Raw genomic sequence first — 26792 nt, 5'->3', positions numbered from 1 at the left:
AAAAAATCTGCACCATAAAAAGGATAAGTCCAATTTATAGTGCAGATTTTTAAATATTATCTCGTTTATTTTTTACGAGAATGTAAGCCTTTCTTCTCAAGATTACGATAGATTAACCATTGTTGAACAATCGTAATAATGTTTGAGGTTAGCCAGTAAAGTACTAAGCCTGACGGGAACCATAAGAAGAACACGGTAAACATAACCGGCATAAACGTCATTACTTTTTGTTGTACCGGATCGGTTACCGGACTAGGGGACATTTTTTGTAACAAGAACATCGATGCACCCATTAATAACGGAAGGATGTAGTACGGGTCTTGTGCCGATAAGTCTTGAATCCAGCCGAAGAACGGTGCGTGACGAAGTTCTACCGCTTCCATAAAGGTCCAATATAATGCGATGAAAATCGGCATTTGGATAAGAATCGGTAAACAACCGCCCATCGGGTTCACTTTTTCTTCTTTATAGAGTTTCATCATCTCTTGGCTCATACGCTGACGATCATCACCGAAACGCTCGCGCATCTCTTGAATTTTCGGCTGTAACATACGCATTCTTGCCATTGAGGTATATTGCGCTTTGGTTAATGGATAAAGAATTGTTTTAACCACAATGGTAACACCGATAATCGCTAAACCCCAGTTAGTCACGATACTTTGGATGAAAGTTAATAATGCGAATAACGGTTTTGCAATAAACCACGCCCAGCCGTAGTCTACGGTTAAATCCAAGTTCGCTGCGGTCGCTTCCATCTCTTTTTGGTCTTTCGGACCGGTCCATAATTGGCTGGTAATCGTTGCTTCGCTATTCGGCGCAACGTTTGTTACCGGACCGCGATAACCGATAGTGGCGATACCGTTGTTGGTACGAGAGTAAATCGTATTTTCCGCATCCTGATTCGGAATCCAAGCGGAAACGAAATAGTGTTGCAATAAGGCAGCCCAACCCGCTTTCGTATTAATATCGAGGTTAGCTTTCTCCATATCTTGGAAACTATATTTTTTATAGTTGGTTTCAGCAGAAGAATAAGCACCGCCGGTGTAAGTCGGCATAGTTAAACTTCCTGAACTTTCCAATAAGGTATGTTTGATTTGACCGTAAGGCTGAACTTCGACGGTTGCCGCCGTTTGGTTTTTTACATTGAAGTTCACCGCAACATCATAGCTACCGCGTTTTAACACAAAGTTTTTGGTATAAAGCACACCGTCTTTTTCAAACGTCATCGGTACGCTCATTTCATTTTGACCTTCCGCCAAAACGAACGTATCTTGTGCAACTTGGTATTGCGGACGACCTGCATTGGTATCGATCCCGTTTTTGCCGACTAAACCGCTTTGCGCAATATAAGTCGTCGCTCCGGTTTGTAATAATTTGAATGGCGTTTGGGAATTTAATTCCGCATTATGCGCTAATAAATCCGAAGCAATTACATCGCCGCCTAAAGTGTCGATGGTTAAACGTAATACATCACTTTGAAGCGTGATGGTTTTACCTTGGGTTGCATTTTCCGCAATAACGGTATTTGCGTTAGATGCGGCAGGCACGTCGCTTGATTGTGATGCAACTTGAGCTTGTTGTTGTGCTTGTTTTTGCGCTTGGATTTCAGGATTAAAATCTTGCTGCCATTGCGTAAAAATTAAAAAAGACACTAATAACAAACCCATTACCAGTAAACTACGATTTGAATTCATATTGAGTTTCTCTTGGGTTAAGGACAGATAAAAAGAAAGGCATTTTATAATAGGTTGGCACTAGATCCAACCGCCTTTTGCGAATAGCGGTCGGATTTATCAAGAATTTTGTAAAAAGTTGATCAAATTCGTCCGCTTGTTTGAGGGGAAACTAACGTTTATCTAAGGTTTTGGTTGAAAGACGAGCCACGGCGCAAAGATTGCCTTGTTCGTCTTTAATCTCGATATTCCACACCTGCACTTCACGCCCTAATTTAAGCGGTGTTGCACGTGCAATCGCCTTTGTGCCAGCCGGCACTGATTTTAAATGACTGATATTCAGTTCCATTCCGACCGCAATTTGATGCGCTTCACACACCATTAACGCACCGGCATTGGCAGTGGTTTCCGCTAAAGCGGCTGACACGCCGCCATGCAATACGCCGAACGGCTGCTGGGTACGTTCGTCCACCATAAGTTGCGCTTCAATCCAATCCTCACCGATTGCGGTAAATTCGATACCTAAGTGTGCTACCGCCGATTTTTGGCTAAGTGCGTTTAATTGTTCACAAGTTGCTGTTTGCTTCCAAATGGTCATTATGTTTCCTTTATGAAAAATCTTTCCCAGTACTCTTTATAGAAGAAAAAGTTTTGTTAAATATAATCACTCTCTCCCCTTGTGGGAGAGAGACAGCGAAAAAATTACGTTAGGTAATTTTTTGCAGAGAGAGGGGAAAATACGCCTAGTTCTTCCACGATTCCCCCTCTCCCTGATTTTTCTTCTGAACGAAGAAAAATCTATCCCTCTCCCACAAGGGGTGAGGGATATACAGAAGATTTAAAATCTACACCACCTCAAGCAATGCCTGAATCGGGTGTTTAACCGAATAATGCTCAAAACGTTTTACTTGCGAACGACAGGAATAGCCGGTCGCTAAGCAACGGTCAAGCGGTTTATTTTTCAATTTAATTTGCCACGATTGCTGATAAATCGCTGTCGACATTTCAAGGTGTTTGGTTTCGTGTCCGAATGTACCCGCCATGCCGCAACAACCGACATTTTCATTCACCAACTGTTCACCGAAATGGGCAAAAATCGCTTGCCACTCTTTCTGCGCATTCGGCAATTCGGTCGTTTCGGTACAGTGTGCGAATAAATGCCAGCTCAAGCGGTTAAAATTTACTGATTTTTTGCAATGTTCCAGTTCACCGGCTTGAATCACATCTCGTAGCCATTCGTGAGCCAGTTGCACTTTGAAATCACCGCGCGCTGCTTTTAAGATATCACGATATTCGTCACGGTAAACTAAGGTCAGAGCAGGATCTACCGCCACCATCGGTAAGCCGAGTTGAGCGACACGATTGAGAAATTCCGCCTGATTGCGTGCAGTTTTAGCAAACTTACTTAAAAAACCCTTGATATGTTGCGCCTTACCGCTCGGTTTAAACGGTAACACAACCGGACGAAAACCGAGTTTTTGTAGTAACCGTACAAAATCCGCCACCACTTTCGCATCATAGAACGAAGTAAACGGGTCTTGCACCACCAGCACGGTTTTGCAAAATTCCGCTGATTTTTGACCGCTTACTTGTGCTTCCAAAGCCTCTAAAGTCACGCCCTGATAACCAATCTCAACTAACTGTTGCTGCAAGTTCGGTACGGAAAGCGCCGGTAAATAAGTCATGCCGATCGTTTTGTTCGCCAGCGTTTCCACTAATTTTGAACGACTGAAAAAGTTAAAAAACTTCGGTGCTTTCGCCATCATCGGCGCAACAAATTCAAGATTGGAAACCAGATAATCTTTTGCCGGACGCAAATAACGGCTATGGTACAGCTCATTAAACAGCGATCTAAACGTCGGCACATCAATTTTGATCGGACATTGGCTGGCACAGGCTTTACAGGCAAGGCAAGTATCCATTGCCGCTTTTACTTCGTGCGAAAAATCATATTCTTTCTGTTTATTCAGCGTGTTGCGAATTTTTGCAACAAAATCGGTTAATTTGACCGCTTGTTTACGCGATTTAAAGATCAAATCGTCCGGCGATACGTTTTGTTCGGCAAGTAATCTGAGCCATTCTCGAATCAAAGTCGCACGCCCTTTCGGTGAATAAAGGCGGTTACCCGATACTTTCATTGATGGACACATCGTACTATGTACATCAAAGTTAAAGCACAGCCCGTTACCGTTACAGTTCATCGCCCCTTTAAATTCTTCACGCACTTGAATTGGAATTTGGCGATCAAAATCGGCACGCATTGATGAGTCGATCGGGTAAAGCGCCGCATTACTGTTAAGCGGTGTACAAATTTTGCCCGGATTCAAGCGGTTTTGCGGGTCAAACAGCTGTTTGATATAACGTAATTCTCGCCATAATGTTTCGCCAAAGAATTTCTCGCCATACACCGAACGCATACCTTTGCCATGCTCACCCCAAATTAAACCGCCATATTTTGCGGTAAGTTCAACCACTTGATCGGAAATCGCTTTAAATTTTTGTACTTGCGCACGGTCGGTTAAATCTAATGAGGGGCGAACGTGTAACACACCGGCATCCACGTGACCGAACATACCGTATTCCAAACCGTGATCATCTAATAATTGGCGGAACTCGGCGATGTAATCGGCTAGATGCTCCGGCGGCACACAGGTGTCTTCCACAAACGCAATCGGCTTCGCCCAGCCTTTAGCATTTCCCAATAGACCGACCGCTTTTTTACGCATTGCATAAATTTTTTCGATGGAGGCAATATCGTTGCAAATTTGATAGCCGATAATACCGCCGGTTGAATCAGCCAGTTTTTTATCTAACGCTTTAATGAGGTCTGCGACTTGTTGTTCTATTAGTGTCTGATCACTGCCGGCATATTCCACAATATTAATACCGAGAATCGGGTTATTCGGATCTTCGGTCAATAAATCGGACACCGAATGCCAAATTATGTCCTGTTTAGCTAAATTCAGCACTTTAGAATCGACCGTTTCAACCGAAAGCGCATTGGCTTTCAGCATAAACGGCGCAGAACGCAATGCCGCATCAAACGAATTATATTTAATGTTAATTAAGGTACGGAATTTCGGCAGCGGCAGTAAATTGAGTTTCGCCTCGCAAATAAAAGCAAGCGAGCCTTCCGAGCCGGTTAGAATACGAGTCAAATTAAACTCGCTCTCGTCTGCGTTGAATACATTTTTTAAATCGTAACCAGTTAAAAAACGGTTGAGTTGCGGTAACTCGGCAAGTACGGTCGAGCGTAACTCACGACAACGGCTAAAAATTTCACGATGTAGCTGTTTGCCGGTAGCGGTTAAATTCAAGCAGTTGATTTCTGCAAAAAAATCGCAAGATTTGACCGCTTGTGTTTCCAACACTTCGCCGTTCATCAATACCGATTTAATAGCTAAAACATGATCGGAAGTTTTGCCGTATTGCAGTGAGCCCTGCCCGGAAGCGTCGGTGTTAATCATACCGCCTAAGGTCGCGCGGTTACTGGTAGAAAGTTCAGGAGAGAAAAATAAGCCGTGTGGTTTTAAGAATTGATTAAGCTGATCTTTAACCACTCCGGCTTGCACCCGCACCCAACGTTCTTCTACATTTAATTCGAGGATTTGATTCAGATGGCGGGAGAGATCGACAATAATATTGTTATTCAGCGATTGTCCGTTCGTACCTGTGCCACCGCCTCGAGGGGTAAAAGTGAGATGTTGGAAGTGAGGACTTTGTGCTAATTTCGTTAAAATCACCACATCGGAAACCGATTTAGGAAATAAAATCGCTTGCGGCAACTGTTGATAGACGCTGTTATCGGTGGCTAAAGAAAGACGCTCCGCATAACTGGAAGCAATATCACCGCTAAAATGTTGTTGCTTGAGTTCCTCAAGAAAATGAGTTACCGTCGGATTCAAAGCCGGGATTTTTGAGAGTTGTGGTAGCATATTTTTTATTCTTATAGGACAGAAAGTAAATTCGAGTAATGCGGATATTAACAAGATTTATCAATATTGAAAATGAAAGAGGAAAAAGAATATTTGAATTATAATTTGATTGAAAAATAGACTTTTCTATACACTTTATTACATTTTTACATTGTTATAGTTCTTGATTTTATAAATTCGAACTCGGATAATAATAAGAATTCTTGCTCGTTTGAATTAGAAGAACAAGAATGTAATATTAGGACTGGAAAGTTCGAAATTACAAATTGATTGTAGTTTTGCTTTTTATCCTTGATAATTAACTCTCTTTTTTCTCTAGTGAGACGAGAGCATTAAATCAAAACTTTGGTGCCATAAGCGGTGCTGGAGTGATTTTGTTTTATTAATCGATGACAATTTAGAGGATCATCAAAATGAAAAAATCATTAGTTGCTTTAGCAGTATTATCAGCTGCAGCAGTAGCTCAAGCAGCTCCACAACAAAATACTTTCTACGCAGGTGCGAAAGTGGGTTGGTCTACTTTCCACGAAGGTGTTCGTCAATTCAACAACAAATATGAAAACGATAGCCGTTATTCTACTGTTGGTAATCAGGGTAAAGGTTTCGGTATCAACCGTAACTCAGTAACTTACGGCGTATTCGGCGGTTACCAAATCTTAAACCAAAACAACTTCGGTTTAGCAACTGAATTAGGTTACGATTACTACGGTCGTGTTCGTGGTAATGTAGAAGAGTTCCGTAAATTAAAACATTCTGCTCACGGTTTCAATTTAGCATTAAAACCAAGCTACGAAGTATTACCTAACTTAGACGTTTACGGTAAAGTAGGTGTTGCGGTTGTTCGTAATGACTATAAAGTATATGGCGCAGAAAATACTAATGCACCAACAGAAAAAACTCACAAATTAAAAGCATCTACAATCTTAGGTGCGGGTGTTGAGTATGCAATTCTTCCTGAATTAGCGGCACGTATTGAATACCAATATTTAAACAAAGCGGGTAACTACAATAAATCTTTAGTTCGTGCGGATAAACAAGATGTGAGCTTCCAATATGCTCCGGATATCCACTCTGTAACTGCAGGTTTATCATATCGTTTCGGTCAAGGCGCAGCTCCGGTTGAAGCGGCACCTGAAATGGTTACTAAAAACTTCGCATTCAGCTCAGACGTTTTATTTGATTTCGGTAAATCAAGCTTAAAACCGGCTGCAGCAACAGCTTTAGATGCGGCTAACACTGAAATCGCTAACTTAGGTTTAGCAACTCCTGCTATCCAAGTGAACGGTTATACAGACCGTATCGGTAAAGAAGCTTCAAACTTAAAACTTTCACAACGTCGTGCTGAAACAGTAGCTAACTACTTAGTTTCTAAAGGTCAAAACCCTGCAAACGTAACTGCAGTAGGTTATGGTGAAGCAAACCCAGTAACTGGTGCAACATGTGACGCAGTTAAAGGTCGTAAAGCGTTAATCGCTTGCTTAGCACCGGATCGTCGTGTTGAAGTTCAAGTACAAGGTGCTAAAAACGTAACTATGTAATATAGTGAGTTTTAGAACTTTATAAAAGAAAACCGAATTCTGTTTATCAGGATTCGGTTTTTTTATTTATTCTATTATATAATTTCCCTCCATACGAAGTAAAATTCCATAATTACTTTGTGACTTTTGAGTTATTTACTTCATTTTGTTAGATTTGTGAAAATGATCACAGTATTTATTTCATAAATTTAGTATCCTTATTATGCAATCACTTATATCAAGTGAAGCCCTAAATCATTTCGATCACGAGGATAACTCTATGAAAAAAACAGTATTAAGCACATTGGCATTATCAATTGCATTAGGCGCAGGTATTAGCACCGCACAAGCCGAAACACGTATCGGTGTGACAATCTATAAATACGACGATAACTTTATGGCGTTAATGCGTAAAGAAATCGACAAAGAAGCAAATCAATTAAAAGATGTGAAGTTATTAATGAATGACTCACAAAATACGCAGTCTATTCAAAACGACCAAGTGGACGTATTACTTTCTAAAGGTGTGAAAGCTCTTGCAATTAACTTAGTGGATCCTTCAGCATCAAAAACTATTATTGATAAAGCGAAAGGCGAAGATTTACCAATCGTATTCTTCAATAAAGACCCGGGTGAAAAAGCGATTGCAAGCTATGATAAAGCTTATTATGTAGGTACTGATCCGAAAGAATCAGGCTTAATCCAAGGCGACTTAATTGCAAAACAATGGAAAGCGAATCCGGCATTAGACTTAAATAAAGACGGTAAAGTGCAATATGCGTTATTAAAAGGCGAACCGGGTCACCCTGATGCGGAAGCACGTACTAAATATGTAGTGGAAGGCTTAGCGGCTAAAGGTATCCAAAGCGAACAAATCTTTATGGATGCGGCATTGTGGGATGCGGCACAAGCGAAAGATAAAGTGGACGCTTGGTTATCAAGCGGTAAAGCTAAAGATATCGAAATGATTATCTCAAATAACGACGGTATGGCGTTAGGCGCATTAGAAGCTACTAAAGCACACGGACGTAAATTACCAATCTTTGGTGTAGACGCATTACCTGAAGCGTTGCAATTAATCAAAAAAGGTGAATTAGCCGGTACGGTACTTAACGATGCTGCCGGTCAAGGTCAGGCTGTGGTGCAATTAGCTGCAAATCTTGCGGAAGGAAAAGCGGCTAATGAAGGTACAAATTGGAAAATTGAGAACCGTGTCGTACGTATTCCTTATGTTGGCGTAGATAAAGATAATTTAGATAAATTTTTAAAATAAGTAACTCGATTAGGCACGAGTAGGCTACTCGTGCCTTTTTTGTCGGTATTATGGAGTGAGATATGACAAGTGAAGTACTGCTCACAATGACAAATGTTAGTAAGTCTTTTCCGGGCGTAAAAGCGTTGGATAAAGCTAACTTAACCGTAAAATCTCATAGCGTACACGCTTTAATGGGTGAAAATGGAGCGGGTAAGTCCACCTTGCTCAAATGTTTATTCGGAATTTATGCCAAGGATGAAGGCGAAATTTTATTTTTAGGCAAACCGGTTAATTTTAAAACCTCAAAAGAGGCGCTTGAAAACGGGATTTCGATGGTTCACCAAGAATTGAACCTAGTAAAACAAGTAAGCGTCATGGATAACCTTTGGCTTGGACGTTATCCGCTAAAAGGACCGTTTGTCGATCACGATAAAATGTACCGTGATACCAAAGCAATTTTTGATGAATTGGATATTGATGTCGATCCGCGCGATAAAGTGGCGAAATTATCCGTATCACAAATGCAGATGATTGAAATTGCCAAAGCCTTCTCGTACAACGCCAAAATTGTGATTATGGATGAGCCGACTTCTTCGCTTTCTGAAAAAGAAGTCGAACATTTATTTAAAATCATTCAGAAATTAAAAGATCGTGGCTGCGGTATTATTTATATCTCGCACAAAATGGATGAGATCTTCAAAATTTGTGACGAAATTACTATCTTGCGTGACGGTAAATGGGTTAATACGGTGGCGATTAAAGATACCTCGATGGAACAAATCGTTTCGATGATGGTAGGCCGTGAACTGACCCAACGTTTCCCGGAAAAAACCAATACGCCGAAAGAAACCGTACTCGTGGTAGAACATTTAACCGCTAAAAACCAGCCGTCTATTCAAGACGTTAGCTTTGAATTGCGTAAAGGCGAAGTGTTAGGGATCGCCGGTTTAGTCGGTGCAAAACGTACCGATATTGTTGAAACGATTTTCGGTGTGCGTGAAAAAGCCGACGGTACTATTACTTTAAACGGTAAACAGGTAAACAACCGTAATGCGTTTGAAGCGATTAATAACGGTTTTGCGTTGGTGACCGAAGAACGTCGTTCGACCGGTATTTACGCAAACCTAAGTATCGAATTTAACTCGTTGATTTCAAATATGAAATCTTATTTAGGTAAATTCGGTTTACTCAGCACTAAAAAAATGAAAAGCGATACGCAATGGGTAATTGATGCGATGAATGTGAAAACACCGTCTCATCAAACCAGTATCGGTTCACTTTCCGGCGGTAACCAGCAAAAAGTGATTATCGGACGTTGGTTATTAACTCAACCGGAAATCTTAATGTTAGACGAACCGACCCGAGGTATTGATATCGGGGCGAAATTCGAGATTTACCAATTAATTCTTGAGTTAGCCAATAAAGATAAAGGTATTATTATGATTTCGTCAGAAATGCCGGAATTATTAGGGGTAACCGATCGAATTTTAGTGATGAGTAACGGGAAAGTGGCGGGCATTGTTGAAACCGCTAAAACTTCTCAAGAAGAAATCTTGCAGCTTGCTGCAAAATATTTATAAAAGCAAGGAGTGAAGTATGTCCGCTTTAAAACAGAATCGCACCATGGATTTTTTCAAACAAAATGCGATTTATTTTGTATTATTAATTTTATTAATCATTATTATCTTACAAGACCCGAGTTTCTTAAGTTTACGTAACTTCAGTAACATTTTATCGCAATCTTCCGTACGTTTAATTATCGCACTAGGGGTTGCCGGTTTAATCGTAACGCAAGGTACCGACTTATCCGCCGGTCGTCAGGTGGGGCTGGCAGCGGTAATTACCGCAACCTTAATGCAATCGATGGAAAATATGAACCGAGTTTTCCCGAACTTAGCTGAAATTCCGATTCCGGTGGTTATTCTTGCCGTATGTGCAATCGGTGCGGTTATCGGGTTATTAAACGGTTTTGTTATTGCGTATCTCAATGTAACGCCGTTTATTGCCACCATGGGTACAATGATTATCGTCTATGGTATCAACTCGCTTTATTATGATGCGGTAGGCGGCTCACCGATTGCAGGTTTTAGCGATAGCTTCTCAACCTTCGCTCAAGGTTTCTTCCGTTTCGGTGATTTTAAACTTTCGTATATCACGATTTATGCGGTAGTTGCTACATTAATTATGTGGACGCTTTGGAATAAAACCCGTTTTGGTAAAAACATTTTTGCAATCGGCGGTAACCCGGAAGCGGCGCGTGTTTCAGGGGTAAATGTCCCGCTTAACCTAATGGGTATTTATATGTTATCCGGTGTGTTCTATGCGTTCGGCGGTATGTTAGAAGCGGGTCGTATCGGTTCGGCAACCAATAACCTCGGCTTTATGTATGAAATGGATGCGATTGCGGCTTGTGTGGTTGGTGGCGTTTCATTTGCCGGTGGTGTCGGTACGATTATCGGTGTGGTTACCGGGGTGATTATCTTTACCGTAATTAACTACGGTTTAACTTATATCGGCGTGAACCCATACTGGCAATATATTATTAAAGGCGGCATTATCGTGCTTGCAGTGGCGATTGACTCGCTCAAATACGCGAAGAAAAAATAAAGATTGTCCTTGTCCAAGCGGTATGTTTTGCAAGATTTTTTGCAAAGCGTACCGCTTTTTTTATAGCCGCTTAAACCGTTTTACGAGTAATGAACCAAGCTCTAATATGATCATAAACTAGGTTGAAAAAGAACGTATAAACCACAACAAACATCGTCATACCAATGTCCATCACAAATGCGGCCCACCAGTTTACATTTAACATATAAGCGACTAAAGGAATGGTGAAAATGAGTAAGCCGCCTTCAAAAGCTAAAGTATGAAAAATGCGTAAGATTGTACCTCTCGTTTCTCGAGGTGCGGTGAAAAACCGGTCAAATATTGTGTTGAAAATCATATTCCAAACTACCGCTACCACAGATATGGAAACAATAGTGCCGGTAAGTATTCCTGTTTGATGAGTAGTGAGTAAACTCATTCCGATTAGGGTAAAAAGGATCGCAAAAGTTTCAAACAGTAATGCGTGAAAAATACGCTCTAAACGGCTCATCGGCATAATGATTTTTTCAAAAGTATCGGATGGTATGATATTTTACCTAATCGCGGTGTTTATAGCGACCTTTATGCCATCCGTTATCATAATAGCGATGTGAGTGACGTACTTTTTTGTGATATTTACGTCGGTCGTCACGATGTATTTTTCTATATTTGTGATGACGGTTATTGTTTTCCAGTTTGCCAGCATTCCATTGACTGCCTACCACTCCGCCTAAAGCAGCACCTGCAACCGTAGAAGGAATATCGTTACCCATTACGGCTCCGGCAACTCCGCCAATAACCGCTCCGACGGCGGTATCATGCTGAGAACGGGTTAAAGCGTTTGCGGAAATAGAAACGGATAATGCGGTAATAGCCAAAATCTTGGTAATTAATTTCATATATACTCCAAATGATCAATAGATAGGATTATCTTGTGTGACAAGATGTCTATCGTCAAGTTCGATAGTTCATACTGAAACAATCACGTTTATTTATCACGGTACGGAAAATATATGCGCTTTATTTCTATGTGAGAGAGGCAACAAGGGATAAACCAAGCACCTTTACTAATATAAAAGCATATTTTATCCTGTTGAAATTTTGAATCGAAAGAAGATGTTGTTATAAAATACCGATATGAAGTTTCAACCGTAAAACGTTGTTGAAAGCAATCGTCACAAGTAATAAAGAAGGAGTATTTATGTTAAGTCGGCAATCCGCCACTCAAGGATTTATTTTAGCCGGAATTTATAATTTAGTCGGTATTTTAGGTTTTACCCAATTCTTTACCGATCGAACCTTGATGGAAAACGACCCTATTGTGTTTTCATGGTTAGGGCAAATTGCGATTATTTTATGGGGATTAGCTTACCTATCGGTTGCTCGTTCGTTTTGGAACGTACCTTATTTAGTCGTAGTCTTTTGTTTGGAAAAAATGCTATATGCTGGCGCATGGTTATATTGGCTGGCAACCACACCGGAAAAATTGGACGTGTTAGCCGGTCAATCCATGTTGATGTTCTGTTTCTTTGCCAGCTACGGTTTCGGTGATTTTCTGTTCGGTTTATTTTTTCTGATTGCAGCGGTAAATTCTTTTAAAGGGCGTTATCATTAATCAAGCGAATTTAGTGAATTGTGCTAAAAATGTGATCTTGTTCACACTTATGTTAATCTATTCACGATATAATTTCACAAAAAATTAACACAATAAAAGGGAACATTATGCAAGATTCTAGCTCTGCTTTAGAAAGTTATTCTGATGTAACGCTGATTGGTGCAGGGATTATGAGTGGAACGCTCGGCGCATTTTTAACCGAATTGGCACCGGAAAAAAGTCTTGCGATTTTTGAAAAGCTTTCGGCAGTCGGTTTAGAAAGTTCAAATGAATGGAATAATGCCGGAACCGGACATTCTGCATTATGCGAGCTAAATTATACCGAACAGAAAGCAAACGGCGAAGTTTCGGTCGAGCGTGCCGTTAAAATCTGTGAAGATTTCCAGCTTTCGTTGCAACTTTGGAGCTATTTGGTTGAAGCGGGTAAAATCCAACAGCCGAGGGAATTTATTCACCGTATTCCGCATATCAGTTTTGTTCAAGGCGAACAAAATGCGCAGTTTTTACAAAAGCGTTATCAGAATTTAGCGAAAAGTCATTTATTTGCCGGTATGCAGTTCAGTCGAGATCATCAACAACTTGCGCAATGGATGCCGTTGATGATGCAAAACCGTAAGGCGAATGAAACGTTAGCCGCAAGCTATATCTCATACGGAACGGATGTAAACTTCGGTGAGCTGACTCGAAAATTGTTTGATTATTTAGTGAAGCAAAAAGCGGAGTTAAATTTAAATAATACGGTTAAAAATATACAACGTTTAGCGAACGGCGAGTGGAAACTAACCGTTGTAGATCAGCAAGGTCAAAAGCGAGTGCATCGTAGTAAATTCGTGTTTATCGGCGGTGGCGGCGGTGCGTTGCCTTTACTGCAAAAATCCGGCATCACCGACGGTAAAAATGTCGGCGGTTTTCCGGTAAGCGGTTTATTTATGGTGTGTAATAATCCGGAAGTGATAGCTAAACATAATGCGAAAGTTTATGGTAAAGCGAAATTAGGTGCGCCGCCGATGTCGGTACCTCATTTGGATACCCGTTTTATTGAAGGTAAACAGTCGCTATTATTCGGACCTTTCGCCGGCTTTACATTGAAATTTCTAAAACAGGGTAGTGTTCTAGATCTTCCGACTTCAGTTACCCCGAGTAATTTTTGTTCCGTAACCAAAGCCGGTATTAAAAATTTACCGCTAGCCCATTATTTAATGAAGCAAGCTATGCTCACTAAGTCACAGCGTATGGCGGATTTGCGTGAGTTTATACCGGATGCAAAAGACGAAGACTGGGACGTTTTAGTGGCGGGACAGCGAGTACAAGTCATTAAAGGCGGAGAAATGCGTTTCGGTACCGAGGTGATTCGTGCGGAAGACGGTTCGCTCGCCGCATTATTAGGTGCTTCGCCGGGGGCTTCAACTTCGGTAAAAGCGATGTTAGACGTGTTAGTCGCATGTTTTGCGAGCGAGTTACCTCAGTGGCAAACCAAACTCGTACAAATGTTGCCTTCTTACGGAAAAACATTGCGTAACGAACCGCAGCTCTATGCACAAATTAAGCAGCGTGTAGATCGGGTTTTAGCGTTAGAAAATTAAAAAAGACAAGCGGTCGGATTTTTCGGAAATGTTGCAAATTTATCTGAAAATTTGACCGCTTGCTTTTTGAGCAAACTCACTATTTCAGCGCACAGCCGTACACAAATTACTAGCATTTTAAGGTATTACATTTTATATTAGCGAACAGTTGTAAGCCGAAATAATAACGAATAACTTAATATGACTAATCAACCGAATTACCACCTTATTGACCAAGTACGCCGACGTGCCGAACAATTCGCTACCAGAACCGCTTTACGTTATAAAGCACAGCAAATTTGGCAAGATATTTCATGGCAATCTTTCCAACAGTCCGTTGATCAATTCTCTCTCGCACTCTTAGCTCACGGTATTGAAGTACAGCAAAAAATCGCTATTTTTGCGCATAATATGCCGCAATGGACCATTGCCGATTTCGGCGCATTACAAATCCGTGCGGTAACCGTGCCGATTTACGCAACCAATACCGCTAAACAAGCGGAATTTATCCTTAATCATGCGGATATTCGTATTCTGTTTGTCGGCGATCACGAGCAACTGGAAGCGGCTTTAGAAGTAGCGGATAATTGCCCGTTACTGGAAAAAATCGTGTGTATGAAATCGCAAGAAATCAGTCAAATTCGACCGCTTACCCATACCAAAGTCGAAAACTGGCAAGATTTTCTTGCCTATGCTTCTCAAGATAAACAAGAAGAATTAAGCCAGCGTCTTGCTGATAAAAACCTTTCGGATTTATTTACTCTCATTTATACCTCCGGTACAACCGGCGAGCCGAAAGGAGTCATGTTAGATTATGCCAATATTGCACATCAGCTACACGCCCACGATTTAGCCTTGCCGAAAATTGATGAAAATGACGTTTCATTATCTTTCCTGCCGTTTTCACATATTTTTGAACGAGCTTGGGTGGCTTATGTACTTTATCGCGGTGCAACGGTGTGTTATTTGGAAGATACTAACGAAGTACGTAATGCATTAAATGAAGTGAAACCGACTTTAATGTGTGCAGTGCCTCGCTTATATGAAAAAATGTATAGTGCGATTTGGGATAAAGTGAACAAAGCCCCGGTTCACCGCAGAGCATTATTTAAATGGGCGATTTCGGTCGGCGAGAAAAAACAGAAAAATACGTTATCCTATAAATTAGCGGATAAATTGGTATTAAATAAATTACGTGCCTTATTAGGCGGACGAATCCGTATGATGCCGTGCGGTGGTGCAAAATTAGAGCCTACCATTGGGAAATTTTTCCAAGCAATCGGTGTGAATATCAAATTGGGCTACGGTATGACCGAAACCACCGCCACCGTTTCTTGTTGGGCGGACGAGCAATTTGAACCGAACTCAATCGGGCGTTTAATGCCAAATGCTGAAGTAAAAATCGGTGAAAATAATGAGATTCTCGTCCGTGGCGGAATGGTCATGCGTGGCTACTACAAACGCCCGGAAGAAACGACTCTTGCCTTTACCGAAGATGGCTTCTTAAAAACCGGTGATGCCGGTGAATTTGATGCGCAAGGTAATTTATATATTACTGACCGTATCAAAGAACTAATGAAAACTTCAAACGGCAAATATATTGCACCGCAATATATCGAAGGCAAAATCGGTAAAGATAAATTTATCGAGCAAATTGCGATTATTGCCGATGCGAAGAAATACGTTTCCGCTTTAATCGTTCCGTGTTTTGAAAGCCTTGAAGAATACGCTAAACAGCTAAATATCAAATATCAAGACCGGATGGAATTGGTTAAACATTCGGAAATTGTGCAGTTATTTGAAAAGCGTATCAATGAATTACAAAAAGAGTTGGCACACTTTGAACAAATCAAGAAATTTACTCTGTTGCCGCAAGCGTTCAGCGTAAAAATGGAAGAAATTACACCGACGTTAAAATTACGCCGTAAAGTAATTTTAGAACGTTATCGTAAGCAGATTGAATCGATGTATAAATAATTTCAAGCGGTCGGATTTTGTGAGTTTTTAGCAAAATCCGACCGCTTGCTTATCTACGGAATATCAAAGCCTTGGGCGGCGACATAAACTTTAATCCACTCTTCTTCACTAAACGAAAGCTGTAACGCATCGCTTGCACTACGCACTCTTTCAATTTTACCCGAACCTAAAATCGGCATAATTTTTGCCGGATGGGCTAATAACCAAGCCAATGCCAATACTTCTAAACGACTTTCGCCTTTTTGTTCGCCGATTTCCAATAAAGCTTGAGAAACTCTTGCGCCTCTTTCGTCTAATGGATCAAACAAACGTCCACCGGCAAACGGTGACCACGCCATCGGTTTAATTCGTTTTTCCAGTAAGAAATCTAAACTGCCGTCATCAAACGGTTTTAAATGTAACGGCGAAATTTCAATTTGGTTGGTCACTAACGGTTGATTGACATAAGATTGCAACATTGAGAATTTAGCCGGCGTATAATTGGATACGCCGAAATTCTTGACTTTACCTTCCTGATAAAGTTGGTCAAACGCTTGTGCGATTTGTTCCGGATCGGCACAAGGCGAAAGGCGGTGAATCAATAATAAATCAAGTTGTTCCGTATGTAATTTTTGCAGAGAACGTTCCGCCGACCAAATAATATGACGATAGCTGTTATCGTAATGATGGCTTTTCATTTCCGGTAGGGCTTTATTAGGGTACAAAATGCCACATTTGGTCACTAAGGTCATTTTGTCACGCAATGATTTATTTAATGTGAGAGCTTTCCCGAAAGATTCTTCGGTTGTAAAACCACCGTAACAAGCCGCATGATCAAAGGTATCAATACCAAGTTCCAATAACTGTTCAATAAACGCTAAAGTTTGTTGTGGGGTCTGTTGCCATTTATCCAAACGCCAAAAACCTTGAATAAGACGACTAAAGGTAAGTGTCGGGCTAAGATTAACGTGTTGCATATTCACTCCTTATGGGTAAGTTGGATGAGTTATTTGGATTTTACTCCTAATTAGACTATGATCTATTTATTACACAAACTTTATTAATTAGGAGTACAAACCTCGGTTTGTATTAAAGGTAGAGAGGAAAATTTTATGCACAAAACTATGCAACAAAAAGCGGCGGAAGCACATAATATGTGTAAGCTGAAAGGCGATTCAATGTTGGATAATAGCGATCGCCAAATCGCCTTTGAAGCGGTGTACGATAGTGAAGCGCAAGCGCAACAAGCGGTCGAATTTTTCACGGAAAAGGCAAAATCGGTGGAAACCGAGGCTTGTGTTATTCAGCATAGCATTAGCCCGATTGAAGATGGGTTTTTAATGCAAATGCGGATTGAATTTAGTTGTCAGGCGGAAGTGGTATTATTCCAAATGGCGGTCAGATAAAAAGACAAAGGGGCAATATTGGTTGCCCCTTATTTTTTGTTTTCTGTGGTTAGAAATAAATGGTTTAGCCTTTAAACATTGGTAACATTTCGTACATTGAAAGGAAATGGAACACCGCAGTACAAACACCGAATAAGAATACCAATCCAATCATAACCAGATTACCTTTTTTCGCTTTATAGGCTAATAGCGCCGGAATCATACAAGTCCAAAGGGTTGCCACCGCACCTGCGTAACCAATTGCTTTTAAAAAGCCGAGCGGTGAAAGTAATGAGAATACTAGTGGAGGTAAGAAAGTTACTGCCCATGCTTTGCTTCTGCCTAATTTGCTGTTGTCAAATTTGAAGAAATCCGCCAAGAAGTCAAACGTACCTAGCCCAACTCCGATAAAAGAAGACAGAATTGCCGCCATAGAAAAGGCATTGATCGCTTGTTTCACATACGGCGACTGCACTACTTCACCAATCGTATTGAGTAACACGTCTAAATCACCGTTACTTGCAATCACCGGTGCAAATTGCGCACGCGGTAAATTGCCGAAAATGCTGATCACCCACAGTAAATAAAGCACTAACGCAATAAAAGTTCCGCCGGCAATCGCATATTTTGCTTTTTTCACTTCACCGTAATAAGCACGCATTGAAGAGACTGAGTGGTGGTAGCCGAAAGAGGTTAGTGCAACCGGCAGCATCGCTAATGCGTATTTGGCATATTCTCCGCTCTCATTTTGCTGGTCGAATAAAATATTGCTATCAATATTACTGACCAGACCCGAGATACTGAACGCAAAGGAAAGTGCCATAAAGATAATTAATAGCACCGAAATGCGATCTACCAAGCGAGTAGAGTGCCATACAAAGAACGAGAAAATCAGCACGAATAGTACCGACCAAACACGTGAACTGAATTCACCGAAATCAATCACCGATTTGGTGAGATTTTCTAAAATCCCACCGGAAGCGGTTGTGTAAGCGTAAAGTAAAATCCCACCGACAAAATAGACCGCAAGGTTATTTAACGCATTAATTTTATTACCTAATAAGTCTTTGGTAACGGTATTGAAAGACGCGCGTAGGTCGTAGTTTTTATAGACGTCAAGTAATAACCAGCCGGAAAATGTCATCACAATCATGGTGAAAGCCAGTGCAAGAATAGACCACATTGTCCAAGCTCCCGCACCGGAAGTCGGGAGTCCAAGCATACCTGCACCTACGCAGACACCGGCGATGATACAAGCGCCACCAAAAAGTGTTGGCTGTTTTTGCATAAAATATCCTATTGAAGTAGTACAATAAAGTAATAGTATTGTGCCATAAACTAACTTATTAAAAAATAGTCTTATAGAGAAAAAGTGTATTTTATTGTAATAAAATGCCATTTTTAGCTAAATAGTGAATACTAAAACTTTACGCTTTTGAATAGATTGTCTAAAATAGATCCGAAATTGGATCCGAAGGAACTTATTATGTTGAAGATGAACGATCTTTCCAAATTAACTAACACGCCTAAATCAACCATTCTTTATTATATTAAAGAGGGGTTATTACCGGAGCCGTTGAAAGACAAGCCGAACTTTCATTTATATGATGAAAGCAATATCCAATTAATTGAATTTATTAAATATCTCCAAACGAATTTCAACGCAACGATTTCACAGATCAAAACCGTATTTGCCCAGCCGGATTTTGATCTGAATAATCCTTATAAAAGCTTAATGGGATCGTTAGATATTCTAAATGGTATGGAAGATGCTCATTTGTTAGCGAGTGAGATTTGTTCGGAATTCGGTATTACTGAAGTTGAACTAGATGAATTTGTAGAAATGGGCTTAATGAATCCGACGAATGGGAAGTTTAGTGAAAAAGATCGTGATATGTTGGCTATTCTTAGCCAATGTGATGCACAGGAATTCCAATTATTAGAAAGTTATGCGGAAACAGCGAAAAATTTAGCGCGTCAAGAGATGACAATCGGCGGAGAAATTCTGATGCAAGAAGAAGGGCAAGAAGAACGTTTGAAACACTTTTTCAATATTTTATTGTTATTAAAGCCGTATATCTTAAATTCGCAATTAGTAAAGTATTAACCCTTACTTTTCACTATTTTAGCGATATCTATCATGTTACAAGCGGTCAAATTTGCAGAAAATTTTGCAAATTCGACCGCTTGATTGTTATTAAGGCAGTTCAGGGAACAGCATTTTTAACACGGCTTTGGTTAAACGGCGAGATTTTCCTTGGTAAGGGAAAATATGCATCATCATCATCGGGTTAAAGTTTGCTTCAATCACACCCCATGAACGCAGAGACGGCTCGGCGGCTTTGGTCAAATCCGGAATGATTAAATCCACACCGCAGACTTTTGCTCCCATCGCTTTGGCAATACCAACCGCTAATTGTTTATAACTGTCGTGCATTTGATCGGTCATATCGATTGAGTCGCCGCCGGTACTAATATTAGAGTTGGCACGTAATTGTACGATTTGCCCGTCAGCCGGAATCGAATCAGGCGTTAAACCTTGCTCTTTAAGCTGAAGCAATTCGATGTCACCGAGGGCGATTTTCTTCAATGGCGAACGAGAGCCATCGCCTCGTAGAGGATCACTGTTTTTCGCTTCCACCAATTCACGCACCGTATGTATGCCATCACCTTTTACATTCGCCGGCACACGTAACAATACCGCCAGTGTTTCATCGCCTAACACAAAGAAACGGTATTCGGTGCCGACTAAATAGTCTTCCACCATCACTTCTTTATCTTCACGGAACGCAATTTCAATCGCTTTGGCAAAATCGGCTTTATCCGTCACGCCTTGCTGGAAAATTGTAATACCTAAGCCGTAATTAGTTGATTTCGGCTTAATTACCACCGCTTTACCTTCAAATAACGGATAGTGTGCCACCGCTTGTTCTACCGAGGTAAATTCAACGCTTTTCGGCACATTAAAACCGGCTTTCGCCAATACTTTTTTGGTCACGACTTTATTTTCCATAATTAATGGAGAAATATACTGATCGTGACTGGTCATATTGCCGTTTTTCACATATTCGAGATGATCGCCGAATTTGAGTGCGAGGAACTGATCGTTTTCATCAAGCAATTCGATCTGTAAGCCTTGTTGGATTGCATCAAATAACAAAGCCTGTGTAGAAAGCTCCATATTATCGAAAGCGGAAATCGCATAAAAACGCTCGAATGCTTGCGCTTTATATTGTTGAGCAAGTTGTGCACCGAGTGCTTTATAGCCGCCGGCTTGTTCAACTGCAGCTAATAAACGACCGTTTACCGTTTGGCTCGGATCAGCAAATTGTGCCAGTTTTTGTTGTAATAAATCTTTCTCGTTTTGTGGTACAGAAAGATCATCCAGCATTGCCAGCATCAGGTTAAGGATCGCTTCACCTTCCGCTTGGAACGCAGTGTGCGAATGAGGATCTTCAAGTGCGACTTGATATAATTTTTGTGTGCCAAGTTCGACTTCTTTTTGACCGCTTGTTTCATCCATCCATAACATCGCAAGTAAGAACAGATGAATAAATTTGGCATCGGCAAGTTCAATACCGTAAGGTGAAAGCGGATTGAGATCAAATAAACGGAATTCCGCATATTTAACCCCTTTCTCAAGCAATTCACGTGCTTTTTTCGCACCGCGTAAACGTACGTTCGAATAGAATTCTTTTTCCGCTAATAAATCACCGGTTGCTACAAAATGTTCTAGCGATTCGACATATTGTTGCAGGCTATCATGATTGATCACCACATGAGGGGCATTGACATAGCCATACGGGCTAGAACGTAAACTACGTACTAATTGCCCTTCTGCAAGCGGTGAGTTTTTACCGAAATATTGCGCTTCTACAGTTGGGGTTGCGGCAAGCAAATAAACTAAAATCCATTGATAACGTAAAAAGTTATTGGCTAATTTCATATATAGCGCATTGCGGAACGCAATTTTATTGGGGTATTCCGTTTGTAATGCAAATGCGCTTTCGACAAATTCTTCGGAAATTTGGAAATTATAGTGAATACCGCTCACCATTTGCTTGTATTTGCCATAAATGGCAGAAAGGTGTTCACGATATTTCACATCCCATTCGTTATCTAATTGTGCTTCTTTGATCTCGGATTCCGGTGGTAAACCGGCAGGCATACTGAATGGGAAAATATATTCATCATCGGGCAACGAACGTAACGTTACCTCGTGAATAGCCGATAGCCAACGATATGTGTCTTCCAATTTATCGTTTGGCGGTGTGATAAGTTCTAACTGACTTTCTGCAAAATCGGTTTGAATATAGGGATGATAACTGCGGTTACCAAAAACGCTAGGATGGGCGGTAGTAACAATATTCCCTTTATTATCAATGCGTTGGCTTTCTTTTTCAATACCAAATTTACCTTGTTGAAACAGTAAACCAAGGTGATGAGTTTTAATCAGTTGTTGTAATTTCATAGCTTTCCCTTTCGCGATAAATGCGTTAGACGTAGTCCTGCTCCTAAAATAACATACTTTTTTGATTGGTTTTATAGCCGATTGATAAGATAGTAGATGATTTGGTTATAAAAACTACCGATAATCTTCCTTCAACCGAGTTGCAAGATTTTCCCTTTGAAATCCCTGAGAGTTGGGAAATTGAAAAATTGGGGAATATTATTTTTAATTTAGGGCAAAAAACACCTAATGAGCGTTTTTTTTACATAGATGTAGGTCTTATAAATAATAAAATCCATAAATTAAATAGCTTAGAAAATATTTTAGCACCAGATCAGGCTCCATCTAGGGCAAGAAAGATTGTTCAGAAAAATTCTATTTTATACTCAACTGTTCGTCCTTATTTACAAAATATTTGTATATTAGAACAAGATTTCCAATATGAGCCAATAGCAAGTACAGCATTTGCCGTAATGAATGTATTTACCAATTTTTATCATAAATATTTATTTTACTATTTATTAAGCTCTGTATTTACTGATTTTGTTAATCAAGAAATGGTAGGTGTTGCTTATCCTGCAATCAATGATGATAAATTATATAATTTGCCAATAGCAATCCCCCCACTCAACGAACAAAAACGTATCGTGGCGAAAATTGAAGAATTACTGCCTTATATTGAGCAATATGCAGAAAAAGAAGAAAAACTGACCGCACTTCATCAGCAGTTTCCTGAGCAGTTGAAAAAGTCGATTTTACAGGCGGCAATTCAAGGGAAATTAACTAAGCAAGATCCGAATGATGAGCCTGCTTTGGTATTGATTGAGCGGATAAAAGCGGAGAAATTACGCCTAATTGCCGAGAAAAAACTGAAAAAACCAAAAGTGGTATCAGAAATTATCCTTCGTGATAATTTGCCTTATGAGATTATTAACGGTGAAGAGCGTTGTATTGCCGATGAAGTACCGTTTGAGATACCTGAAAATTGGTGTTGGGTGAGGTTGGGGGAAATTGGTAATTGGGGAGCGGGAGCAACACCTAATCGCCATAAGCCTAAATATTATGAAAATGGTACAATTCCTTGGCTGAAAACGGGTGATTTAAATGATGGGATAATTACTGAAATCCCAGAATATATTACAGAGTTAGCTATAGAAAAAACATCTGTAAAATTAAATCCTGTCGGTTCAGTTTTAATTGCAATGTATGGTGCAACAATAGGTAAATTAGGCATATTAAATATTGAAGCAACTACAAATCAGGCATGTTGTGCGTGTATTCCGTATACAGGAATTTATAATAAATATCTGTTTTATTATTTAATGTCGCAAAAAACGGAATTACAAAAACGTAGCGAAGGTAGCGGACAACCAAATATATCTAAGGAAAAAATTGTAAATTATCTGTTTCCACTTCCTCCGCTTAATGAACAAAAATGCATTGTAGAAAAAATAGAAACTTTATTCTCTACTTTGCAAAATTTATCTCATACTTAACCGCTTAAAAATCTCCCCTTAACAAGGGGAGCTTTATTTTTACCAATCAATAATTTTATTAATTATGGCTTGTTGCTCTGTTGCTGTTTTTCTTAAATAAATTCTGGTGGTTTCAATACTTTCGTGTCCCATTAAATCAGCTAAAAAGGCAATATCATTAAAATGCTCTAAAAAACTTTTAGCAAAGCGATGACGAAATGAGTGAGGATAAACAACTTTTGGATCAAGCTTATACCTTTTTGCTAGAATTTTTAATTGCCCAGCAATACCACGAGTGGTAATACGCTCGCCATATTTATTCAGAAAAATAAACCCAGAAATTTTATTTGTCTGTTTTAGCCATATTTGGCATTCTTGTTGCAATGCTTGAGGAATATAAATTCGTCTTAATTTTCCACCTTTAGAATAAAGATCTAAATAACCAATGTTAATATGCTCGACTTTGATTTGAATTAACTCACTTACCCTTGATCCTGTTGCAGCCATAAAGCGAATAACAAAATACCAATACAATTCATTATCTTCCTTTAATTTCTGTTTAAAATAATAATAATCCGCTTCGCTAATCACATTTTCTAAAAATGGCTTTTGCTGAACTTTAACAAAGCTTAACTTCCATTTTTCTTTTTTAATAAATTCTAAATAACAATTTATTGCTCGTAGCCTTAAACTAACCGTTTGTGGCTTATAGCGATCAATTAAAAAGACTTTATATTCTTTTAAATTGCCCCTTGTAACATTGGGGTATAATTTGTAAAACTGTTTCACAGCAAATAAATAAGCAGAGATACTATTTTTTGCAAGATCTTTATTAGAAAGGTATTTTTGAAAAGAAATAATCATACTGATTCTCCTGTTTTGGTTGAAAAATCAGTATGATAAAAAGATTTAAGCGGTTAATTACGCTCTAAATTTTGCAAAGTAGAAAATAATTTTTCGATTTTTTCTACAATGCGTTTTTGTTCATTAAGTGGAGGGAGTGGAATTAGCCTATTATTTAAATTATTTTGTGTAATTTGATTAATGGTTGTTGTATTGATACCATCAAAATCATTTCTAAATAATGGGGAAGATAAATAATAGTATATATATTGATAAAAAGGGCTTCTGAAAATTGCCATAAAAGCTCCAAATGAATATCCATCTTTATCTACAATAGCTGCTTTTCCAACAAGATTTTTACTTCCATTTCTTGCGCAAATTAATAAATCATTTTTATAACATTTTTTATTTTCTGGAATATTTAAATTAACCCTGACAACATCAGATGAAACATCGATCTTACCATTTTGGATATTACCAGAGCGTAATACAATTGTTCCCTCTAAGACGACATCATTAGGTGCATAGGTAAGTCCTATATTGGTTTCTCCTATTTCCCCCAACCTCACCCAACACCAATTTTCAGGTATCTCAAACGGTACTTCATCGGCAATACAACGCTCTTCACCGTTAATAATCTCATAAGGCAAATTATCACGAAGGATAATTTCTGATACCACTTTTGGTTTTTTCAGTTTTTTCTCGGCAATTAGGCGTAATTTCTCCGCTTTTATCCGCTCAATCAATACCAAAGCAGGCTCATCATTCGGATCTTGCTTAGTTAATTTCCCTTGAATTGCCGCCTGTAAAATCGACTTTTTCAACTGCTCAGGAAACTGCTGATGAAGTGCGGTCAGTTTTTCTTCTTTTTCTGCATATTGCTCAATATAAGGCAGTAATTCTTCAATTTTCGCCACGATACGTTTTTGTTCGTTTAGTGGGGGGAGGGGGATTAAAACATCATTAATTTTATTTACTGCTAATCCTGGCTGTGCCGTAGCAGTAGCATATTGATTTAAATTTAATTGAATAAGAAAATAATTTGCCCATAGAGTATCGGTATTTGAAAATGTTTCTACAACAACAGCGTGTTCTGTAGAATAAAACTTACCTTCTGCAAAATTGATATTTCCACATAATGCACCTTGACGACCAATTATTGGGAATTTACCTTCTCGATTATAAGTTTTAACAAATCCCCTTAAACCATTTCCACCATAACAGGGATATAAACCTTCCTTATATTCTCCATAAATTTCTGAAGCAGAAATAAACCTCCCAGCTTGTAAATGAAAAATATCTTCTAACCTCACCCACACCCAACTCTCGGGAATTTCAAAGGGAAAATCTTGCAACTCGGTTGAAGGAAGATTATCGGTAGCTTTTTTGCTTTTTTTGATTTTCTCTTCTGCGATCAAGCGGTCTTTTTCTTGCTTAATTTTGTCAAGCAAGACCGAAGCAGGTTCATCAGTTGGATCTTGTGGCACGAGCTTGCCTTGAATAGCGAGCTGTAAAATCGCATTTTTGAGTTGTTGAGCTTTCATCGTGTTTGTTTAACCTTTTTTCCGATTGCTTCAAGGGTATTTAAGTCATCTTGTTCGGCATTTAATGCGAGTATTTCACGTCTCTTTTGTTTAAAAAGGGCATACTGTTCATCAGTAAATTCTTTCATTTGTTGGCGGATTTTATTGCCTTTATCCGCCAGCACAGGAAAACCATTATCTTCAATAATGCTATCAATACGGTTTTGCCAAAAGCGTAGGGTTAAATCTTGGCGATTTTTAGCTCTTAGCTCCGCACTTTCTAGGAAGATGACCGTTAGGCGGTTGAGCGTATCAATTTCGTCTTTATTGAGATAATTTTTTGAAACGATAATGTCTGCTTTCAACACTTTCTCGCCACTCCAAGTGGTTAGCCCCATATTTGGTAATTCCGCATTTGCACGGTTACAGATGAGTTCTGCTGCGGTTTGTTGGGTAACAGCGTAAATCAGTTTATTTTGTGCTTCAGCAAAGAACATTTCAGTGGCTTTGTCGGTCGCATCGTAGTCGCTAGAAAGCTTGAATAGTTCCCGCACTTTTTGATAAAAACGCATTTCGCTGGCTCGAATATCTCGGATTCGTTCCAGTAATTCATCAAAGTGATCAACTCGTCCGTTCGGATTTTTCAGACGTTCATCGTCCATTAAAAATCCTTTTTCTAAATAAGTGCGTAAACTACTATTTGCCCAACGTCTAAATTGCACACCTCGTGGGCTACGCACACGAAAACCAATAGCTAAAATCATTGCTAAAGCATAGTGTTTAACGCTGTAATTTTTACCGTCAGCGGCAGTTATAAAGAAATCTTTTATAACTGAAATTTCATCTAACTCTTTGTCTTCAATGATATTTCTTATATGTGTGCCGATATTTTGCACAGAGGTATCAAAAAGTTCGGCAAGCTGATTTTGGGTTAGCCAAACTTCATTTTCTGCAACAAAAAGTGAGACTTTACTTTTGCCGTCTTCAGTGTTGTAAATTATTAAATCAGACATTTTT

21 protein-coding genes are annotated in these 26792 nt (G+C 39.5%); 10 read left to right on the top strand and 11 right to left on the bottom strand.

Annotated features, from left to right (window positions below):
- Positions 1–65: 65 nt before the first annotated feature.
- From yidC to ydiJ, 3 genes are all read right to left on the bottom strand, one after another.
- A complete protein-coding gene (yidC, locus tag NYR63_RS07970; RefSeq protein WP_279457056.1) occupies positions 66–1694 on the bottom strand; it encodes a membrane protein insertase YidC in 1629 nt (542 codons plus the stop codon).
- 151 nt (positions 1695–1845) lie between these two features.
- Complete coding sequence (locus NYR63_RS07965; RefSeq protein ID WP_279439586.1) at positions 1846–2271, bottom strand: hotdog fold thioesterase; 426 nt, start codon at positions 2269–2271, stop codon at positions 1846–1848.
- A gap of 247 nt (positions 2272–2518) precedes the next feature.
- Positions 2519–5608 (bottom strand): D-2-hydroxyglutarate dehydrogenase YdiJ, encoded by a 3090-nt coding sequence (gene ydiJ, locus NYR63_RS07960; protein ID WP_279457055.1) that lies wholly within the window; start codon positions 5606–5608, stop codon positions 2519–2521.
- A 413-nt stretch (positions 5609–6021) separates the two neighbouring features.
- On the opposite strand from ydiJ, the gene ompA reads away from it, so the two are divergent.
- From ompA to mglC, 4 genes are all read left to right on the top strand, one after another.
- The gene (gene ompA / locus NYR63_RS07955; protein WP_279457054.1) at positions 6022–7146 is read left to right on the top strand and encodes a porin OmpA; all 1125 of its coding nucleotides are present in this window, start codon (positions 6022–6024) and stop codon (positions 7144–7146) included.
- A gap of 259 nt (positions 7147–7405) precedes the next feature.
- Positions 7406–8398 (top strand): galactose/glucose ABC transporter substrate-binding protein MglB, encoded by a 993-nt coding sequence (gene mglB / locus NYR63_RS07950; protein WP_279457053.1) that lies wholly within the window; start codon positions 7406–7408, stop codon positions 8396–8398.
- A 62-nt stretch (positions 8399–8460) separates the two neighbouring features.
- A complete protein-coding gene (gene mglA, locus NYR63_RS07945) occupies positions 8461–9960 on the top strand; it encodes a galactose/methyl galactoside ABC transporter ATP-binding protein MglA (RefSeq protein ID WP_279457052.1) in 1500 nt (499 codons plus the stop codon).
- 16 nt (positions 9961–9976) lie between these two features.
- On the top strand, positions 9977–10987 hold the full coding sequence (mglC, locus tag NYR63_RS07940) for a galactose/methyl galactoside ABC transporter permease MglC (protein ID WP_279457051.1): 1011 nt from the start codon (positions 9977–9979) through the stop codon (positions 10985–10987).
- A gap of 70 nt (positions 10988–11057) precedes the next feature.
- Here the strand turns inward: mglC and NYR63_RS07935 are convergent, their stop codons facing one another.
- Both NYR63_RS07935 and NYR63_RS07930 read right to left on the bottom strand, forming a co-directional pair.
- Positions 11058–11483, bottom strand: a complete 426-nt coding sequence (locus NYR63_RS07935; RefSeq protein ID WP_279457050.1) for a PACE efflux transporter — start codon at positions 11481–11483, stop codon at positions 11058–11060.
- A 40-nt stretch (positions 11484–11523) separates the two neighbouring features.
- Positions 11524–11865 carry a glycine zipper 2TM domain-containing protein gene (locus tag NYR63_RS07930; protein ID WP_279457049.1) on the bottom strand — a complete coding sequence of 114 codons (342 nt, stop codon included), beginning with the start codon at positions 11863–11865 and terminating at the stop codon, positions 11524–11526.
- Between the two features lie 302 nt (positions 11866–12167).
- Between NYR63_RS07930 and NYR63_RS07925 the strand changes: the two genes are divergently transcribed.
- From NYR63_RS07925 to NYR63_RS07915, 3 genes are all read left to right on the top strand, one after another.
- The gene (locus tag NYR63_RS07925; RefSeq protein ID WP_279457048.1) at positions 12168–12581 is read left to right on the top strand and encodes a hypothetical protein; all 414 of its coding nucleotides are present in this window, start codon (positions 12168–12170) and stop codon (positions 12579–12581) included.
- A gap of 107 nt (positions 12582–12688) precedes the next feature.
- Positions 12689–14164, top strand: a complete 1476-nt coding sequence (gene mqo, locus NYR63_RS07920) for a malate dehydrogenase (quinone) (RefSeq protein WP_279457047.1) — start codon at positions 12689–12691, stop codon at positions 14162–14164.
- Between the two features lie 180 nt (positions 14165–14344).
- Entirely contained in the window at positions 14345–16120 is a 1776-nt protein-coding gene (locus tag NYR63_RS07915; protein WP_279457046.1) for an AMP-dependent synthetase/ligase, read from the top strand.
- 53 nt (positions 16121–16173) lie between these two features.
- Here NYR63_RS07915 and NYR63_RS07910 read toward each other — a convergent pair whose 3' ends face one another.
- A complete protein-coding gene (locus tag NYR63_RS07910; protein ID WP_279457045.1) occupies positions 16174–17076 on the bottom strand; it encodes an aldo/keto reductase in 903 nt (300 codons plus the stop codon).
- A gap of 135 nt (positions 17077–17211) precedes the next feature.
- On the opposite strand from NYR63_RS07910, the gene NYR63_RS07905 reads away from it, so the two are divergent.
- Positions 17212–17505, top strand: coding sequence for a YfcZ/YiiS family protein (locus NYR63_RS07905; RefSeq protein ID WP_279457044.1), 294 nt, complete (start codon positions 17212–17214; stop codon positions 17503–17505).
- A gap of 64 nt (positions 17506–17569) precedes the next feature.
- Here NYR63_RS07905 and NYR63_RS07900 read toward each other — a convergent pair whose 3' ends face one another.
- Positions 17570–18772 carry an aromatic amino acid transporter gene (locus tag NYR63_RS07900; RefSeq protein WP_279457043.1) on the bottom strand — a complete coding sequence of 401 codons (1203 nt, stop codon included), beginning with the start codon at positions 18770–18772 and terminating at the stop codon, positions 17570–17572.
- Between the two features lie 198 nt (positions 18773–18970).
- On the opposite strand from NYR63_RS07900, the gene NYR63_RS07895 reads away from it, so the two are divergent.
- A complete protein-coding gene (locus NYR63_RS07895) occupies positions 18971–19591 on the top strand; it encodes a MerR family transcriptional regulator (RefSeq protein ID WP_115587549.1) in 621 nt (206 codons plus the stop codon).
- 90 nt (positions 19592–19681) lie between these two features.
- On the opposite strand, the gene gshAB is transcribed toward NYR63_RS07895, so the two are convergent.
- Positions 19682–21955: a bifunctional glutamate--cysteine ligase GshA/glutathione synthetase GshB gene (gene gshAB / locus NYR63_RS07890; protein ID WP_279457042.1), complete on the bottom strand. Its 2274-nt coding sequence runs from the start codon at positions 21953–21955 to the stop codon at positions 19682–19684.
- A 101-nt stretch (positions 21956–22056) separates the two neighbouring features.
- Here gshAB and NYR63_RS07885 point away from each other — a divergent pair, with 101 nt between their 5' ends.
- Positions 22057–23430 carry a restriction endonuclease subunit S gene (locus NYR63_RS07885; RefSeq protein ID WP_279457041.1) on the top strand — a complete coding sequence of 458 codons (1374 nt, stop codon included), beginning with the start codon at positions 22057–22059 and terminating at the stop codon, positions 23428–23430.
- A gap of 39 nt (positions 23431–23469) precedes the next feature.
- On the opposite strand, the gene NYR63_RS07880 is transcribed toward NYR63_RS07885, so the two are convergent.
- Genes NYR63_RS07880 through NYR63_RS07870 form a run of 3 tightly spaced genes read right to left on the bottom strand, consistent with a single transcriptional unit; the run spans position 23470 to position 26788 of the window.
- The gene (locus NYR63_RS07880; protein WP_279457040.1) at positions 23470–24273 is read right to left on the bottom strand and encodes a tyrosine-type recombinase/integrase; all 804 of its coding nucleotides are present in this window, start codon (positions 24271–24273) and stop codon (positions 23470–23472) included.
- A 53-nt stretch (positions 24274–24326) separates the two neighbouring features.
- Positions 24327–25796, bottom strand: a complete 1470-nt coding sequence (locus NYR63_RS07875; RefSeq protein ID WP_279457039.1) for a restriction endonuclease subunit S — start codon at positions 25794–25796, stop codon at positions 24327–24329.
- A complete protein-coding gene (locus NYR63_RS07870) occupies positions 25793–26788 on the bottom strand; it encodes a virulence RhuM family protein (protein ID WP_279457038.1) in 996 nt (331 codons plus the stop codon). The genes NYR63_RS07875 and NYR63_RS07870 overlap by 4 nt, the downstream gene beginning before the upstream one ends.
- Positions 26789–26792: the final 4 nt, after the last annotated feature.

The sequence above is a fragment of the Actinobacillus genomosp. 1 genome, assembly GCF_029774175.1.
Lineage (GTDB): Bacteria > Pseudomonadota > Gammaproteobacteria > Enterobacterales > Pasteurellaceae > Actinobacillus.
The sequence above is the reverse complement of the archived record's forward strand: the minus strand, read 5'-3'. Positions and strand labels throughout refer to the sequence as shown.

Coding starts and splice junctions, on each gene's coding strand:
- yidC (WP_279457056.1), bottom strand. CDS start 1,694: ATGAATTCAAATCGTAGTTTACTGGTAATGGGTTTGTTATTAGTGTCT.
- NYR63_RS07965 (WP_279439586.1), bottom strand. CDS start 2,271: ATGACCATTTGGAAGCAAACAGCAACTTGTGAACAATTAAACGCACTT.
- ydiJ (WP_279457055.1), bottom strand. CDS start 5,608: ATGCTACCACAACTCTCAAAAATCCCGGCTTTGAATCCGACGGTAACT.
- ompA (WP_279457054.1), top strand. CDS start 6,022: ATGAAAAAATCATTAGTTGCTTTAGCAGTATTATCAGCTGCAGCAGTA.
- mglB (WP_279457053.1), top strand. CDS start 7,406: ATGAAAAAAACAGTATTAAGCACATTGGCATTATCAATTGCATTAGGC.
- mglA (WP_279457052.1), top strand. CDS start 8,461: ATGACAAGTGAAGTACTGCTCACAATGACAAATGTTAGTAAGTCTTTT.
- mglC (WP_279457051.1), top strand. CDS start 9,977: ATGTCCGCTTTAAAACAGAATCGCACCATGGATTTTTTCAAACAAAAT.
- NYR63_RS07935 (WP_279457050.1), bottom strand. CDS start 11,483: ATGCCGATGAGCCGTTTAGAGCGTATTTTTCACGCATTACTGTTTGAA.
- NYR63_RS07930 (WP_279457049.1), bottom strand. CDS start 11,865: ATGAAATTAATTACCAAGATTTTGGCTATTACCGCATTATCCGTTTCT.
- NYR63_RS07925 (WP_279457048.1), top strand. CDS start 12,168: ATGTTAAGTCGGCAATCCGCCACTCAAGGATTTATTTTAGCCGGAATT.
- mqo (WP_279457047.1), top strand. CDS start 12,689: ATGCAAGATTCTAGCTCTGCTTTAGAAAGTTATTCTGATGTAACGCTG.
- NYR63_RS07915 (WP_279457046.1), top strand. CDS start 14,345: ATGACTAATCAACCGAATTACCACCTTATTGACCAAGTACGCCGACGT.
- NYR63_RS07910 (WP_279457045.1), bottom strand. CDS start 17,076: ATGCAACACGTTAATCTTAGCCCGACACTTACCTTTAGTCGTCTTATT.
- NYR63_RS07905 (WP_279457044.1), top strand. CDS start 17,212: ATGCACAAAACTATGCAACAAAAAGCGGCGGAAGCACATAATATGTGT.
- NYR63_RS07900 (WP_279457043.1), bottom strand. CDS start 18,772: ATGCAAAAACAGCCAACACTTTTTGGTGGCGCTTGTATCATCGCCGGT.
- NYR63_RS07895 (WP_115587549.1), top strand. CDS start 18,971: ATGTTGAAGATGAACGATCTTTCCAAATTAACTAACACGCCTAAATCA.
- gshAB (WP_279457042.1), bottom strand. CDS start 21,955: ATGAAATTACAACAACTGATTAAAACTCATCACCTTGGTTTACTGTTT.
- NYR63_RS07880 (WP_279457040.1), bottom strand. CDS start 24,273: ATGATTATTTCTTTTCAAAAATACCTTTCTAATAAAGATCTTGCAAAA.
- NYR63_RS07875 (WP_279457039.1), bottom strand. CDS start 25,796: ATGAAAGCTCAACAACTCAAAAATGCGATTTTACAGCTCGCTATTCAA.
- NYR63_RS07870 (WP_279457038.1), bottom strand. CDS start 26,788: ATGTCTGATTTAATAATTTACAACACTGAAGACGGCAAAAGTAAAGTC.